Origin of the sequence: Bartonella sp. AA18HLJMS, assembly GCF_042197245.1 — a bacterium.
Classification (GTDB): Bacteria; Pseudomonadota; Alphaproteobacteria; order Rhizobiales; family Rhizobiaceae; genus Bartonella.
Window position 1 is genome coordinate 158,096 of the sequence record NZ_JBHIRP010000001.1, and the last position, 15,661, is coordinate 173,756.

The following is a 15,661-nucleotide window of genomic DNA, read 5'->3' on the forward strand; positions in this document are numbered from 1 at the left end:
ATTAGAGTGTTTCAACCTCAAGTGCCAAAGCATGAACACAAGTAGCTAACTCTTCTTGTAAAACTTTATAAATCGCTCGATGTATTTCTACGCGTGTCATATTAGAAAAAGAAGAAGATAAAATTTTCACTCGAAAATGTGTTTCTCCTTTACCATCAAAAGCATGTTCATTATGAGGATGCCCCTCATGAAGATGACTTTCGTTAATCACTTCAAGCTTTTGCGGATGAAAAGCATCCTGAAGCTTTCTCTGAATTATTGTTTCTATAAACATTTTTCATTCCTCAAACAAAATGAACGTGCAAAAATAACCTTTTTCATAATAGAATAAGTGTGAAAACAAATTTTTCAAAAGTCAATTCTTGTAAAATTAATCAATTTTGCATAAACCAATAATATGACAATAACATCTAAATTATTCGATTCAATTCGCATAAGCTCAAATAAAAAACAAAAAGCTGAGCCAGAAGCACAACAGTGTCAGTGGGAAGGTTGTGAAAAAACAGGGTCCCATAAAGCACCAGCAGGTCGAAATCACGAAGGACAATATTTATATTTTTGTATTGAACACGTACGCGCCTACAATAAAAATTTTAATTACTTCTCTGGTCTTAGCAATAAAGATATCGCAAAATTTCAAAAGGATGCTCTCACAGGACATCGTCCGACATGGCCTACAGATCTGAGCAATGGTACATCGAAAAAAACAGCCGCGAATTATGCAAAGATTCGCTCTGGAACAGCTGCCTATCAAAATCGCATGCGCGATCCCTTCACGCTTTTTACTGGGCAGCATTCAAACAATAAGTTCTCACGAAAATTAAAGCCCTTAGAAGCAAAAGCTTTTGATACACTGGGACTACAGGCAAACGCTTCAGCAGAAGACATCAAAATGAAATATAAAGAGTTGGTAAAAAAGCACCATCCTGATTCCAATGGTGGTAATCGTGCTTCAGAAGAGCGCTTTCGTGATGTTTTACATGCTTACAATTTGCTAAAAAAGTCTGGTTTGTGCTGAAAACATGCGCTTATATGAGTCTATTTTCATTTAGACCATCATTATTTGCGCAAAATGTTACTTTTTTTGCAAAACATTATAGAATACGTAAAAAAATCTTTCTTCAATATCTAAGGCTCTCATTATAGAGCATTGCATAAATACTTTAACTCTTGTATCGTTTCTAATGAATAAATAGCGTCCTCTCCCTTCCAGAAACATAATGACAAATCTTACCGTTGAAAATTTGCCCGATATTACACTTTGTGCTCGCGATCTATTTCATATTGAAACAGATCTGAAAGTCCCTGCTTTTAGCACAAAAAGTCCCCATGTTCCTGATATCGATCCTGATTATCTTTTTGATCAGCAAACAACTTTAGCGATTCTCGCAGGTTTTACCTTTAACCGCCGTGTAATGGTTTCTGGCTATCACGGTACAGGGAAATCAACGCATATTGAACAAGTTGCTGCACGTCTTAACTGGCCTTGTCTTCGCATTAATCTCGATAGTCATGTAAGTCGTATCGATCTTGTAGGAAAAGATGCTATCGTTTTAAAAGATGGCTTACAAATCACTGAATTTAAAGAGGGCATTTTGCCATGGGCTTATCAAAATAATATTGCTCTTGTTTTCGACGAATATGATGCGGGGCGTCCCGATGTTATGTTTGTCATCCAACGCGTTCTTGAAACCTCTGGAAAACTAAGCTTACTTGATCAAAGCCGTGTCATCTCTCCACACCCAGCATTTCGTCTTTTTGCAACAGCAAACACCATTGGTCTTGGTGATACAACCGGTCTCTATCATGGTACCCAACAGATCAATCAAGCTCAAATGGACCGCTGGTCTATTGTTACGATACTCAATTATTTACCCCATGATAAAGAGGTTAATATCATTTGTTCAAAGGTCAAATCTTTTCAAACGGCTGAGGGAAAAAAGACAATTTCACAAATGGTTCATGTTGCTGATATGGTACGCCAATCTTTTATCAATGGAGATCTTTCAACTGTCATGAGTCCACGTACCGTCATTACTTGGGCAGAAAATACAACAATTTTTCAAGATGTCGGCTTTGCCTTCCGATTAACCTTTCTCAATAAATGTGATGAACTCGAACGTGCCACTGTTGCAGAATTTTATCAACGCGCCTTTGGACAAGAGCTTCCCGAATCACTCATTCATGGTGTTTCACCTTAAGGAATCTATCACTCATGGCTACCGATATTGGCGACAACAAAAATCCGGCAAAAGACTCTTCAAACAACACTCTTAATACTGAAGCTTTTAAAAAAGCACTTTCCACCTGTATGCGTGCAATTGCAGGCACAAACAACCTTGAAGTTTCCTTTAGTCATAATCGACCATCTTTAAGCGAAAGTTGTGCGCGTTTACCAGAATTACCTCAATACGCAACGAATAAAGACATCACCATTACCCGCGGATTAGGTGATTCCATGGCTCTGCGCAAAGCATGGCATGACAACCGCATTCACATGCAATTTGCTCCACTAGAATCAGAAGCGCGTGCTATCTTTGAAGTCCTCGAACAAACACGTGTTGAAGCAATTGGTACTTTAGCCATGGAGGGACTTGCAAAAAATCTTGATGTCATGCTCGCCGATAAATACAAAAGAGCCCATTATCATAAAATTAGCAACCAAAGTGAAGCCCCCATCCAAGAAGCGATTGCACTTTTATTGCGTGAAAAAATAACAAAGCGCGCAGCTCCAAGAGAAGCGGGTTCTGTCTTAGAATTGTGGCGTAAAGAACTCGAACAAAAAGCAGCATCACAACTCAATGAACTCCCACAACATATTTACAACCAAAAGGCTTTTGCACAGATTGTTCGCCAAATGCTTGTTACACTCAAAATGACAGTGCAACAAGCTGAAGCTTCTAACAGTGAAAACAATAAAAAATTAAAAAATGCGTGTGAACCTCAAGACCAAGCAGAAGAAGAGAGTAAAAACAAAAAACACGCTCAAAGTGAAGAAAAAACCAGCACTGAACAAGAAAGTGATGTGCAAGATGATGGAAAAACACAAGCGACACAATCAAACAACAATGATCAAGCTGACGGCGAACAAAAAAATGGACCTTGGCAAGAAAAGCCGAGCAAACCCAAACACCTTTTTTCTGATTCGGAACAAATGGAAAGACTTGGCAATTATAAAATCTTCACCCGTCAATTTGATGAAATTTTGGAAGCAACAGATTTTTGTTCTGAAAACGAGTTAGATCACTTACGCCGTTATCTTGATAAGCAAATCAATCATCTCCAAAACATCGTTGGACGTTTAGCAAACCGTCTCCAGCGCCGCTTGATGGCGCAACAAAATCGCAACTGGAACTTTGACCTTGAAGAAGGATATCTTGATACAACACGGCTTCCACGTCTAATTATTGACCCCATGCAACCCCTTTCTTTTAAAATGGAAAGCAACACCCAATTTCGGGACACAGTTGTTTCACTCCTCATTGATAATTCTGGCTCAATGCGCGGACGCCCCATTAGCGTTGCTGCAAGTTGTGCTGATATTTTGGCACAAACTCTTGAGCGTTGTGGTGTCAAAGTTGAAATTTTAGGTTTTACCACCAAAACTTGGAAAGGGGGAAAATCGCGCGAACAATGGCTTACCCAAAACAAACTCCATAATCCTGGACGCCTCAATGATTTATGCCATATCATCTATAAAAGTGCTGATACCCCATGGCGTCGCGCACGACGCAATTTAGGTTTGATGATGCAAGAAGGATTATTAAAAGAAAATATCGACGGAGAAGCTTTGATTTGGGCTCATCAACGCCTTTTATCACGGCGTGAACAACGTCGCATCCTCATGGTCATTTCTGATGGTGCTCCTGTTGACGATTCGACACTATCGGTCAACTCCAGCAATTATTTAGAAAAACACTTACGCGCAGTGATTCAAGAAATCCAAACACACTCCCCTATCGAACTCATTGCCATTGGAATTGGTCATGACGTCACACGTTATTATCAACGTGCTGTAACAATTATGAATGCTGAAGAACTCGCCGACGCCATAACAAAACAATTAGAAATACTTTTTAGTGATAAAAGAACTCATATTCATAAGAAATAAACCTGCCTTGAATCAGCAACGATTACATTTTAAAAAATTATCTCTATCATTAAACCATCGGAATTTGATGACTAACAACCTGAGAAGATAATCCCACAAATTGAATATCGAACTTTAAGGAAGCTTCTACTTTACTGGATGCATTATGAATCCTAAAAGAAATGCTCCAACCATCTTCAAAAATTATAATGAGTTTGTTTTTACTTTCTGGTTTTAGTGCAACGGATAAAATTTTGCTTGGAATTTTCCATTTACGACCATATCCTAGAGTGCCATTCAAATTAAAAGACTGAATAATAACCCGTTTTTGTTTAGATCTTGTATCTATCATAATCTTATAAAAATCATAAGAACCTATAACATACTGAAACAATAGCTTCACAAATTTATCTTGATAATCTAAACAAAGCCTTTGAAGTTCTTTAGAAAAAGCTTCTAGGATTGGAAGATAAACTCTGCTGTCTTTATCCTCTATATCTCTAAAGAACATCTTCTTATCTCTAAGCTCTGCTAAATAATCAAAAATAGGCCTAACCTCATTGAAATAAACGCTGCTACAAGAATAACCTGTCCATTCTTTACCAAAATCTATTTTACTGGAAAGGCGAGGATGTTTGATAGCGCTATGATTATGTTTTGCAGAAATACCAATAGGATTTTCAGGAACTTTTAAAATAATATCACGGACATCTCCTTTGATCCCAACAAAATCTTCCTGAAGAACAATAGTTTTCGTGTTTCTAATATTTTTATCATGTAACTGTAAAAAAACGGCTGCTTCAATAGAAGCAAGATTTAAAAGCCTTTTTTCAGTATCATTAAATAAATTATAAAAAGACTCCGCTATTTGAAAAGACGAATTAAACTCTATAGAAGCCTTTGTTGCTTTTTTAAAACCCATAGCCAAAGCATATTCAAAGGCTTTTCCATTTTCTACCTGATTCATGCAATTTCCTAAAGATCCTTACTCAAAATTACGAGTTCATTTGATTTTTTATTGTTTCCCATACCGTAAGTCCATTCAGGATTAAGTATTGTATGTCCTTTATAAAGTTCTCTAACTTCCACACAATCATTATAAGATAAAACCCATCCTTGACGCTTTCTCAAAAGTTCAGCAAGAGCTTGATGATCAAAAGAATTATGTTTATCGCCTTTGTGACCGTAAAGTTTTTGATTAATAAGGTACGGAGGATCACAATAAAGAAAATCGTTAGAGTGTTTAGGAATACTTTCTGTAAAATCTCTGTGTTCCACTATGAAGTTTTCAATCTTAAAATCTTTAAGCCGTTCAATAGAACGATAATTGAATCGGGGATGTCCTGGAGACATACCACCAGAAAGTGTCGTTCCGGAAAAAGAAGAACGATTAAGAACAAAAAAAACGGCAGCAATCTCTAATTGATTTTTAATATTCCCAAAAGTTTTTTGGAGATTATAAAACATTACGGGAGTCATATCTTCATATTCTCTCACTTTTTCTGCAAGAGCTGAAGCATCTTTCAAAAGCATCTGCCAAAAAATAACAAGCGGCTTAAAAGCATCATAAGCATAAACCCTTGTTCCTCTTTTTGCTAAGGTTAATTCAATTGAACCGCCTCCCACAAAAGGAGAACATAAAGTTTTCTGTTTCCTTATATAGTTATTAATAATCATAGGAACAGCACGACTTTTCCCTCCCGGATAACGAAGAGGTGATTTTACAATAGGCAACTCCCTAGTCTCTCTCTGTTTTTTCAAGGAAGTTAATACAAAATTATCAAATAAAGCCTCTGTATGATCTGTTTGATTTATCATTTTATTCATACTATCAGCTCCAAGTATCGCATTTCTAACCTACAATTATCTAAAATAAACACTCGAAGCGTTTGCCAAATTCTACAGAGATCGCATTATAACAAATTGTAAATTCATTAACATATCTGCACAAACATTTGTTACTAAAATAATGATAAATATCAGTATAACCAAATTTTAAAACTGTCAAAAAAGACTTGATACCATTGGTATTTATTTTTCTATTTATATACTACCCAAATGTATATCGAAATGTTTTTTCCTTTATAAGAACCAAGTTTCTTATAGCTCAAATAATCATAAGTAAGACATCACAACTCTTAACAAAACATTTTTGATCCTTTATAAGAGCTTTATTATCTGTTTTTAATGCTGATAAGATGCTCTTATCCCATACTGAATCAGTCAAAACCATTTCCTTACACATCGTAAGCATAGATGATGTATGGATAAATACAACTTGAGAAAAGAATCAAAATACCTCTTATAAATCCGCTTAAATTCTGCCCTTATAGGACATAACTCCCCTCCCCTCTTCATTTAGCAAAACAAAAGAACAAAGACCATTATTTGTTACAAACAAAAGAAGAATCATCCTTTGAAGGACTTTGATAAAGAGGAAGCTTTACAATATTAAGAATTGTTCCATAAGGAATCAACATAAACAGGCTCATAATAATTTTTACCGAAAAATCACCAAAAGTAAGCGATAGCCAAACTGGCATGCCTATCCCTCCCAAAACAGTACTCTCCACCAGTGAACTATCTGCATACCCTGTTATCTTATCAAAAACAGCAAACGAGCTAGAAAAAGCAAGAGCAAAAAACAGCACTGTATCCAAAGCTGAACCAACCAACGCTGCTGCTAAAGGTGCTTTCCACCATGTTTTACGTCGCAAAGGAGTAAAAACCACAATATCAAGGAGTTGCCCAAATAAAAATGCAAAACTAGAAGCAAGTGCAAGCCGTGGTGTCGCCAATATCCAAGAAACAAAGACACCCGTAAAAAAACCAGCATAAACCACACGCCGCGCAGCAAATGGACCATAAAAACGATTGGTCAAATCATTGATTAGAAAAGCAAATGGATAGGTAAAAGCCCCATAAGTCAACAGCGCATTCAAATCAAACCAATAGACAGGATATTGAACTAAAATATTAGAAGCCGTGACAGCAAGGCACATTGCAAAAATAGAAAAAACAACATACCTTTTCTTTTGCTGTTCTAATAAAAGACCGCTTGAAGACATTTTTTTTAACCTGGGATATGGAACCAATAAAATGAAACGATCAACCTGCAAAAAACTTAACTTCTAGAACAGAAAACCGAAATCAAAGCGTTAATAAACCAAAAAGAATGGCGGCGTTGATAAACCAAAAAGGATGGCGCTAACAATTATGCTGCCTGTTCAGCCTTTTGCTCACCTTCTTGCTCAGCTTTTTTCTTAATGATTTGGCGTTTTAGCAAACGCGCACGTTGCGACAACTCTTTATCGTCTGCTTTAATCAAAAAACCATCAAGACCACCGCGGTGCTCAACAGAACGCAATGCATTTGCTGAAATACGCAAGCGATAACTTTGCTGTAACACCTCTGAAATCAATGTCACATTGCAAAGATTTGGTAAAAAACGACGCCGAGTCTTATTATTCGCATGGCTAACATTATTACCATACAGAACCGTCTTCCCTGTCAATTCACATGCACGAGACATAAACTTCACCCTTAAACTCTAAGAAACTTTCAAATCCCCATACCCAAAGGACACAATGAACGCAAAACACGCGCAATGCAACCTTGAACGGGCATCATTGGGAAGTTTCTTTCTAATAGGGGGTCGACAACAAAAGGTCAAGTCTTTTATAAAACCTTTTTCATCTCTTGTTGGCTCATTTTTCATCTTTTTCCTCAATAAGGCGTGCAAATTCTGCCAAAAAGCGTACAAAATGTTTCTTTTAATATATACCATGTTAGAATAAAAGCCTATTGTCCCGAAAGGAAGCACAAATCATGAGCAAAAAAGACCCCCCCATGACAAAGCTTCAGGGAAATTCTTGCCGTTTTTCTTCTTTTTTATTTGGAACTTTATGTATTTGTTTTTTTCTTCTCTTCAGTGCATTAGGTATATGGCAAGTACAACGGTTAAACTGGAAAACAAATCTTATCACCAGTACCAATCAGCGCATTCATTTGCCCCCCATAAAAGCCCCTCCAAAAAATCAATGGTCAGATGTTACTTTTGAAAAATATGAATATCAACCTGTTATTATCACAGGAAAATTTTTAACAGATAAAAATATTTTAGTCACTGCTGCCGCTCAAAATACTACAGGCTATTGGGTTTTGACTCCCTTACAAACTGCTGATAATACACTGATCTTTATCAACCGTGGCTTTATCCCCATGGATGAACGTAACAATTTTCAAAACACAGAGCAATCGCATACAAATGCCTTATCTCAGCAAAATTCTACCACAGACACAGAACAAACAACGATTATAGGTTTATTACGCATGAGTGAAAAAAATGGATTTTTCCCGCGTAAAAATAATCCTGACAAAAATTTATGGTACACGCGCGATCTCCCCGCTATGGCACAAAAACTTGGTTTGTCCACTGTTGCCCCTTATTTCATTGATGCCAGAAAAACATCTCCACAAGCAAAACTTCCCGTCGTTGGTCTTACGATTATCCATTTTCGAAATAATCATCTCGTTTATGCAATCACGTGGTTTATTTTAGCTGCTGGTGTGTTAGGAGGTTTTCTTTTTCTGCTACGGCAAAAAAACTAAAAAAATACCTCTTCCATCTCAAGTAACAAAAATTTTTAGAATCTTGAAAACTGATAAAGAGAATAAAATCTACCAACTTGCGCCTTTGTTAAATTAAAGATCATAGGCATACAATGAACTTTATACCATCCACAAAAGATTTACGCGACACTCTTAAAAAAAACATCATAAAATAGGGTTGATTCATTAAAAAAGATGTAATGCCCTAAAATGTGAAGAAATGCATTATCTTCACTCTTAAAAAGAATTGTCATAAACGCTTTTGAAAAACATAAAGTCAAATTTAAAAATAATAGGAAAGATGAGCACTCATTTTTGCCTTTATAATTTTATATCCTTGCTTCATTAGATTGGTTCCCATTTCAGAGATTACTCCAATTCATATACGCAATACTTTCGCCTTCATCTAGTATAAAGGCTAATATAGCAGAGAACATACGGATGCATTTTTTGTTTCAAAACTGCTATGAAGATGAGATATTGAGTTATAAGCAACAAAAAACATTTAATGTCTCAATGAGACTTTTATACCTATCACCACACCTCAAATGAGAGGTTTTTACAGGATAATAGAAAAAGGTGAATCATCCTATATTCTAAAAAGACAGTTTATCCTTTCAGTGTATTTTGCTAAAGGCTTATGCTATAAATGTATAAGCTTGTTTTACTAGAATTTTAACTCTTTCATTTTTAAGGCTGCTGTTATGGGTGTTGTTGCCAAAAATTTTCCCATACCTGATCTTCATCGGGTTCGTCGTGTTCTCTTTTCTGTGTCTGATAAAACGGGTGTGGTTGCTTTTGCACAAGCTCTTAACGCCACTTACAATGTTGAATTAATTTCAACAGGAGGAACAGCAAAAACCCTCATAGCGACTGGTTTACCCGTAAAAGATGTTGCTGAAGTTACTGGATTTCCTGAGATAATGGATGGGCGTGTAAAAACACTCCATCCTTTGATTCATGGTGCTTTGTTGGGGGTAAGAGAAGATCCTAGCCATAGGGAAGCTATGGAAAAGAACAGCATTTATGGAATTGATCTTTTGGTGGTGAATCTTTACCCTTTTGAAGAGACGATCCTTTCGGGAGCTGATGGACAAACGATTCTTGAAAATATTGATATCGGTGGACCGGCGATGATTCGCGCCGCGGCAAAAAATTATGCTTATACCGGTGTTGTAACAGCGATAAAAGATTATGATTCGATTCTAGCTGAATTAAAGCAGCATAATGGATGTTTAAGCTTATCTATGCGTCATCAGCTAGCAATGCGCGCTTATGCACACACCGCTGCTTATGATACGGCAATAGCATCGTGGTTTGCAAGGGATTTAGAAATTGAAACTCCATCGTGGCAGAGTTTTTCTGGTCATCTTGAAAGTGTTATGCGCTATGGAGAAAATCCACATCAACAGGCAGCATTTTATCGCAATAATGAAAAACGTTTTGGTATTGCAACAGCAAAACTTTTACAAGGCAAAGCGCTTTCTTATAACAATCTGAATGATACAGATGCAGCCTTTGAACTTGTGGCAGAATTTGATCCGCAAAAAACCGCTGCTGTCGCTCTTATTAAACATGCCAATCCTTGTGGTGTTGCGGAAGGAGAAAATTTGAAAGAAGCTTATTTGAAAGCTCTTATGTGTGATAATGTATCGGCATTTGGTGGAATTGTTGCTTTAAATCAAACCCTTGATGAGGAATGTGCTGAAGAGATTGTTAAAATTTTTACAGAAGTGATTATTGCTCCTGATGCCACAATGGCGGCACGTGAAATTATTGCCAAGAAAAAAAATCTTCGTTTGCTCATTACAGGTGGAGTTCCTGATCCACGCTGTGGAGGACTTCTTGCGAAAACACTTGCAGGAGGCATTTTAGTGCAATCACGTGATAACGTGGTAGTCGATGATCTTAAATTGCAAGTAGTGACAAAGCGGGCCCCAACTCAAGATGAAATGCGTGATCTTCAATTTGCTTTTCGTGTAGCAAAGCACGTTAAATCAAATGCTATTGTGTACGCGAAAAATAGTGCAACAGTTGGAATTGGAGCTGGACAAATGAGCCGCATCGATTCAGCCAAAATTGCTGCAAGTAAAGCAGCAGAAAGTGCGCAAAGAGCAGGCTTAACAGAAACTCTCACAAAAGGATCTGTTGTTGCATCAGATGCATTTTTTCCTTTTGCAGATGGTTTATTAGCAGCAGCTGAAGCAGGGGCAACAGCAGTTATTCAACCAGGAGGCTCCATGCGTGATGAAGAAGTTATCGCCGCTGCTGATGCACAGGGGTTAGCGATGGTTTTTACAGGAACACGTCACTTCCGCCATTAATAATTTTGCTGCTTTTCTTTTCGTATGAGACAAATGTTTCAAGGAATTTTTCATAATTATCGTATGACTATTGATAAATGTTGAAATGGAAGCAGTTATTCAATCCAAAGAAGCTACACGTGAAAAAGTTTATCACCGCAGAAAATGCACATAATTTAGCCATTGGTTAGGGATAAGATGTTCTTGTTGATGTTTTTAATGGTTACCCTTTCGCATGAGAAAAATGTTAAAGGGACATTATCTTGTATTAGATGCATACCTGCTATGATATTATAACACAACTCTTTTTAGTAATATACTCTATTCTTAAACTAAAGAGTGTAATGAAAAGTTTGAGTAGGGGATATGAATATTCTACGTTTTTATAGTAATTGGCGCCGTTATCGTCGAACCGTTAATGCGTTAAGTCGTCTTTCAACATACGAACTCAGCGATCTTGGGATTTGTCGAGGTGATATTGATTCAATTGCACGACGTTATTCGCGTAAATCTTTATGAAAGTTGTTTGAGATATTTGAGAGAATGCTTTACGATGAAAAAGCGTGCATTTTGTGATTTGTTATTATGCCTTCATTTTTAGTATAATAACGAAGAGCAGAAGAGTTGTTTTTCTCAGCCATTGCTGTGTATTGTTTCTCGAATTCTCAGTTCTTTTGTGATGTACAACATTTGATTTATTATTTTATTTGTAACGACAATTTAGCGTTATTCATATTGAATTAGAGCCCCGAGTACCGTAAGATTCTCTCATTTCAAATCTGTGTATGTTGAATCAACCAAAACCTTTCGCCTGCACGTTACACATGAGGAATCCTGTGTAGATAAAAACTATTAAGAAAAGGCTAAAAATGCCTCTTATGAGCTATCTCTAGTGCCAAGAACTGTTACATTAGACACTGATAAATAGTGTGATAGTGCCGAACTGCTCCTTCATAAGCGTAAAGATGGGGGTGCTTAATGGATTTACCGTTATACCCATCACGGGCATCGTCGCAAAATAAGCTTGGAAGCGTTAAGGGATTTTTCTTTAAAATAAGTCCGTGAATATACAATACAATAGCGCTCTGTTTTTCGTGAGGAGTGTAGCCCTATTAATGCAACTCTCTCAGAGATAAATATTGATCCCAACAGCACACTTAAAAACTTATCGAAGATAAGCAACGGCTTAATTTTCTCTCCATATCTTTAAAGAATGAAGATCCTTAACCAGTACTCATCTGTCAACAATGGTCTTTCAAAAAACTTTTTTTCTGGAGCCAATCCCTTTTAGCATCACCTCATGAGATTCTATGAGTAAACCTTGCCTAAAAACATCCAACCTATACTCTAGCAAATGCTTCATGTATAAAATTGATATGATCTTCAAATTTTGAGAATATTACCACAATAAACGATAATGTTTTGCGACACGCAAGATAAAACGCAATATACTATGGGTTGGAATAATGTTCTAATTTTTTATCAAACGCTTTACGGATAAAACGCCAACGAACTTTTTCCTGAAATGCTGGACGAAAATATAAAACAATCTGTTGTGTCCGTTGTGGACCTGTTAATTCTGCAAAATCAATCGAATCTTCAAGACAAATATCTGCGTCAGGCGATATAAAATACCATACTTGTTCGCTCTTCACGTTCTCATTCTTTACGGCTAAACACACACGTTCGCCATCATAGTTAACTTCAACTTGTGGATGAAGATGAAACCGAACAGCAACATGATTTTTTTCATTTTGCACACTCTTGTGTCTCTTTCCCCCTTTATTGGGCATAAAAAAGCGATCAAAACCCTCAATCATATCTCCATTTGTCGCCAAAATAAGACCACGCTCATGAATAAGATTAAAGGGTCGCATATAACCATTATGACTCGCAATAAAACCCGTCTTCTCTGAATCCTCTATACGACGCACTTGAACATCCGTTGGTCCATCAAACAAAAATGGCGCGCCATTTTTCTTTTTATGATAAAAAGCACCCACTGAACAATCATTAAGCGTAGCTGTTGAATGTGCTGCAGTAACACGCCCTAAATGTCGATAATCTTCCCGTCCATCAGGATTAACACCGGTATTGATAATAAAACGGTGCCCTTGTGAAGACATTTCAAAAGACAAACACCCCGAACAAGCCTGCTGTGCTACAGAGCGGGGTGGAAACTTTCCTGTATCTGCAAGCACTGTTGTTTGATTGGCTTTTAAGCGCTGAAATCCTGAATAACGGGCATAACTAAAAGGATGTCCTCCTGTTTCATCAAGCTCCAAAAGTGATGATAACCGTTCCGATACAAGGGGACCAACCCCATTAAAATGGGCCAACGTTTGATCCTCATGGATAAAGAATCGTAAAGCTGGCAACATACGCTCAACAGAATCAATCAAAATACGGGGTGCTGTTTCATTGCTACGCATAAAAAGATGCCGTAACGACAATAAATCCGATAACAAATTCAGCAAAATAACAGGACTACGGGAAATATGCCCACCATCAACTAGGATTTGACGGGAAAGCTCCTCTATAAGTGTGGTTTGTACCTTTTTTTTCACTGCCGCAGAAACAGGCAAAGCAAGAGATGCGAATGTCAAAGCCACTGCTGCTTGTAAACGTTGATCATTGTGCTCCATACTACAAATTGTTACGCGCAAATAACGAAATTGCAAACCAAGTGCACGTAAAAAGCGTTTTTCAAACCGTTCACTTGCCCCTTCTAACAACATTTTCGAATGACAAATCCATGAAATCAAGCGCCGCGCCACAACAGGATCACTCCAAGCAAGCCCTTTTACCTTCTTGCCAGCATGATCAAACCAGTCTTCTAAAAGAGAGCGTGCATGTGCAGAAGCTAAATCACTTCCTGCTGCCTCCATATGGCGCAACCAATGAAAATCATGTAGAGCCGCTTCCCATTCTAGCGTTGGTGGAACCAATGAAAACGGAGAAACAGCACCAGAATGAACAATGTGACCAGCAAAAGCAAAACGACCATGATAAAATTCATGCGCCATCATCGGATCAGCTACATGCAAATCCATGGGATGCGCTAAAATTTTATGAGGACGAAACCCTGAAAATCGCCAACGAAACAATGGTCCAACCCATAAACGCCGCATAACATTCTGTATCGTATCGATACAGGCTGCCACTTTTACCTGAGGAGCTTTTACCGCAACCGCCAAAATTTCATCTCCATTTATGCTGAATCAAATACAATTTCGACCATTTTTGTAAATGAAGCGTTAATTAAGCAATTTTTCGTAAGCGCGCAGCAAAAAAACCATCCATTCCTAAAAATACGGTTTTCTCAGCATCAAAATTTTTATGACAAAAATCCGCAGGCGTTGTCCGTAACATCCCCCCACAAAGCAAATGTTCCAGTGCTCCCATTTCCTCTGGATAAATAGGGTCTAAAACAATGTCATTGCGTGTCGATAAAATTTTCTCAATAAGATCTTCACCTTCTTCTCTTGCCAATGAACAATTGGAAAAAACAATCCGCCCCCCCACCTTCACCAAAGAAATTGCTGCGACAAGCAAATCATATTGCAACGCCACTAACTTGACGATATCTTCCCTCGATTTCGTCCATAAAATATCTGGATGACGACGGATTGTTCCTGTAGAAGAACAAGGAGCATCAAGAAGAACCGCATCAAAAAGCTGTGTTGAATGGAAATTTTTCACATCGCCCTGCCAAATATGAACTGAAAAATGAAGCCGTTCCATATTTTCTTTTAAACGCTTTATGCGGTTAGCAGAAAGCTCAATTGCAGTCACCTCAGCCCCTTGCAAAGCCAATTGTGCTGTTTTTCCTCCAGGGCTCGCACAAAGATCAGCAACGCGTTTACCCTCAATACTCCCAAGTAAACAAGCAGGCAAAGCTGCTGCAAAATCTTGGACCCACCAAGACCCTTCACGATAGCCTGGTAAATCAGAAACAGAACACTCCAGACGCTTCAATCGAACAGAACCATTGGGCAATACCACACCGCCAAGCCTTTCAGCCCATCCACCACTATCAGATTTCACTGTCAAATCGAAAGGAGGTTCCACACTTTGAATTGCGATAATCTGATGTACCTTTTCTGTTCCATAAGCTGATATTAAAAGCTGTCCAAACCACGCTGGCACACCTTCAATGGTAGGAACTTGTTGGCGTAAAGGCTCTGCCTCACGTGCAACATTGCGCAAAAGAGCATTCACCACCCCTGAAAAACGGCGCATTCGAGGATCAAGTTTCGCCACACGCACAGCTAAATCAATAGCCGCATGATCGGGAATATCAAGATAAAGAATTTGTGCAACACTGATATGCAAAAGATGCTGAAGTGAAAGTGCTTGTGAAGGCAAAGGACGCGCCAAAAAGCGTGAGAGAGCCGCCATAATCTGCCCTCGATGACGCAATGAAGCTGTTAAAATAGCCCGACATAACAAACGATCTCGTTGTGAAAGCTTCAAATATTGTGGATGTCCGTGTTCATTATCCGTCAAACCAGACAGAGGCGTGTACTTATCAACTACCGCCCCCAAAAGACGCACACACACCTGTCGAACAGCTAATCCTGGAACATTTTTTTCAGACACATGCCCCGCTTTTTTGTGTTTCAAAACACCACCTTTATATCACAGTTTTCTCAAG

Annotated in this window: 13 protein-coding genes; 6 read left to right on the plus strand and 7 right to left on the minus strand. The window is 38.0% G+C overall.

Going from position 1 to position 15,661, the window contains the following annotated elements; all coding sequences use genetic code 11:
* Position 1: 1 nt before the first annotated feature.
* Entirely contained in the window at positions 2–274 is a 273-nt protein-coding gene (locus ACFINW_RS00685) for a BolA family protein (RefSeq protein ID WP_375612716.1), read from the minus strand.
* A gap of 123 nt (positions 275–397) precedes the next feature.
* Here ACFINW_RS00685 and ACFINW_RS00690 point away from each other — a divergent pair, with 123 nt between their 5' ends.
* The 3 genes from ACFINW_RS00690 (at position 398) to cobT (ending at position 4,111) form a co-directional block, all read left to right on the plus strand.
* Positions 398–1,018: a J domain-containing protein gene (locus ACFINW_RS00690; protein ID WP_375612239.1), complete on the plus strand. Its 621-nt coding sequence runs from the start codon at positions 398–400 to the stop codon at positions 1,016–1,018.
* Between the two features lie 202 nt (positions 1,019–1,220).
* On the plus strand, positions 1,221–2,201 hold the full coding sequence (gene cobS / locus ACFINW_RS00695; protein WP_375612717.1) for a cobaltochelatase subunit CobS: 981 nt from the start codon (positions 1,221–1,223) through the stop codon (positions 2,199–2,201).
* A gap of 14 nt (positions 2,202–2,215) precedes the next feature.
* A complete protein-coding gene (gene cobT / locus ACFINW_RS00700) occupies positions 2,216–4,111 on the plus strand; it encodes a cobaltochelatase subunit CobT (protein WP_375639967.1) in 1,896 nt (631 codons plus the stop codon).
* A gap of 49 nt (positions 4,112–4,160) precedes the next feature.
* On the opposite strand, the gene ACFINW_RS00705 is transcribed toward cobT, so the two are convergent.
* From ACFINW_RS00705 to rpmB, 4 genes are all read right to left on the minus strand, one after another.
* Positions 4,161–5,057: a HaeIII family restriction endonuclease gene (locus ACFINW_RS00705; RefSeq protein ID WP_375620950.1), complete on the minus strand. Its 897-nt coding sequence runs from the start codon at positions 5,055–5,057 to the stop codon at positions 4,161–4,163.
* A gap of 8 nt (positions 5,058–5,065) precedes the next feature.
* Positions 5,066–5,917, minus strand: a complete 852-nt coding sequence (locus ACFINW_RS00710) for a DNA adenine methylase (protein ID WP_375620949.1) — start codon at positions 5,915–5,917, stop codon at positions 5,066–5,068.
* A gap of 557 nt (positions 5,918–6,474) precedes the next feature.
* Positions 6,475–7,158, minus strand: coding sequence for a VUT family protein (locus tag ACFINW_RS00715; protein ID WP_375620948.1), 684 nt, complete (start codon positions 7,156–7,158; stop codon positions 6,475–6,477).
* Between the two features lie 146 nt (positions 7,159–7,304).
* On the minus strand, positions 7,305–7,622 hold the full coding sequence (rpmB, locus tag ACFINW_RS00720) for a 50S ribosomal protein L28 (protein WP_375612235.1): 318 nt from the start codon (positions 7,620–7,622) through the stop codon (positions 7,305–7,307).
* Positions 7,623–7,918: 296 nt separating this feature from the next.
* On the opposite strand from rpmB, the gene ACFINW_RS00725 reads away from it, so the two are divergent.
* The 3 genes from ACFINW_RS00725 (at position 7,919) to ACFINW_RS00735 (ending at position 11,523) form a co-directional block, all read left to right on the plus strand.
* Entirely contained in the window at positions 7,919–8,701 is a 783-nt protein-coding gene (locus tag ACFINW_RS00725) for an SURF1 family protein (protein ID WP_375620947.1), read from the plus strand.
* Between the two features lie 704 nt (positions 8,702–9,405).
* On the plus strand, positions 9,406–11,025 hold the full coding sequence (gene purH, locus ACFINW_RS00730) for a bifunctional phosphoribosylaminoimidazolecarboxamide formyltransferase/IMP cyclohydrolase (RefSeq protein WP_375620946.1): 1,620 nt from the start codon (positions 9,406–9,408) through the stop codon (positions 11,023–11,025).
* A gap of 345 nt (positions 11,026–11,370) precedes the next feature.
* Positions 11,371–11,523: a DUF1127 domain-containing protein gene (locus ACFINW_RS00735; RefSeq protein WP_273790070.1), complete on the plus strand. Its 153-nt coding sequence runs from the start codon at positions 11,371–11,373 to the stop codon at positions 11,521–11,523.
* 932 nt (positions 11,524–12,455) lie between these two features.
* On the opposite strand, the gene ACFINW_RS00740 is transcribed toward ACFINW_RS00735, so the two are convergent.
* Entirely contained in the window at positions 12,456–14,201 is a 1,746-nt protein-coding gene (locus tag ACFINW_RS00740) for a heparinase II/III family protein (protein ID WP_375639963.1), read from the minus strand.
* Positions 14,202–14,265: 64 nt separating this feature from the next.
* Positions 14,266–15,630, minus strand: a complete 1,365-nt coding sequence (locus ACFINW_RS00745; protein WP_375639960.1) for an RsmB/NOP family class I SAM-dependent RNA methyltransferase — start codon at positions 15,628–15,630, stop codon at positions 14,266–14,268.
* Between the last annotated feature and the right edge of the window lie 31 nt (positions 15,631–15,661).

Excerpts from the sequence above, each read along its gene's own strand:
- ACFINW_RS00685 (WP_375612716.1), bottom strand. The coding sequence starts at position 274 with ATGTTTATAGAAACAATAATTCAGAGAAAGCTTCAGGATGCTTTTCAT.
- ACFINW_RS00690 (WP_375612239.1), top strand. The coding sequence starts at position 398 with ATGACAATAACATCTAAATTATTCGATTCAATTCGCATAAGCTCAAAT.
- cobS (WP_375612717.1), top strand. The coding sequence starts at position 1,221 with ATGACAAATCTTACCGTTGAAAATTTGCCCGATATTACACTTTGTGCT.
- cobT (WP_375639967.1), top strand. The coding sequence starts at position 2,216 with ATGGCTACCGATATTGGCGACAACAAAAATCCGGCAAAAGACTCTTCA.
- ACFINW_RS00705 (WP_375620950.1), bottom strand. The coding sequence starts at position 5,057 with ATGAATCAGGTAGAAAATGGAAAAGCCTTTGAATATGCTTTGGCTATG.
- ACFINW_RS00710 (WP_375620949.1), bottom strand. The coding sequence starts at position 5,917 with ATGAATAAAATGATAAATCAAACAGATCATACAGAGGCTTTATTTGAT.
- ACFINW_RS00715 (WP_375620948.1), bottom strand. The coding sequence starts at position 7,158 with ATGTCTTCAAGCGGTCTTTTATTAGAACAGCAAAAGAAAAGGTATGTT.
- rpmB (WP_375612235.1), bottom strand. The coding sequence starts at position 7,622 with ATGTCTCGTGCATGTGAATTGACAGGGAAGACGGTTCTGTATGGTAAT.
- ACFINW_RS00725 (WP_375620947.1), top strand. The coding sequence starts at position 7,919 with ATGAGCAAAAAAGACCCCCCCATGACAAAGCTTCAGGGAAATTCTTGC.
- purH (WP_375620946.1), top strand. The coding sequence starts at position 9,406 with ATGGGTGTTGTTGCCAAAAATTTTCCCATACCTGATCTTCATCGGGTT.
- ACFINW_RS00735 (WP_273790070.1), top strand. The coding sequence starts at position 11,371 with ATGAATATTCTACGTTTTTATAGTAATTGGCGCCGTTATCGTCGAACC.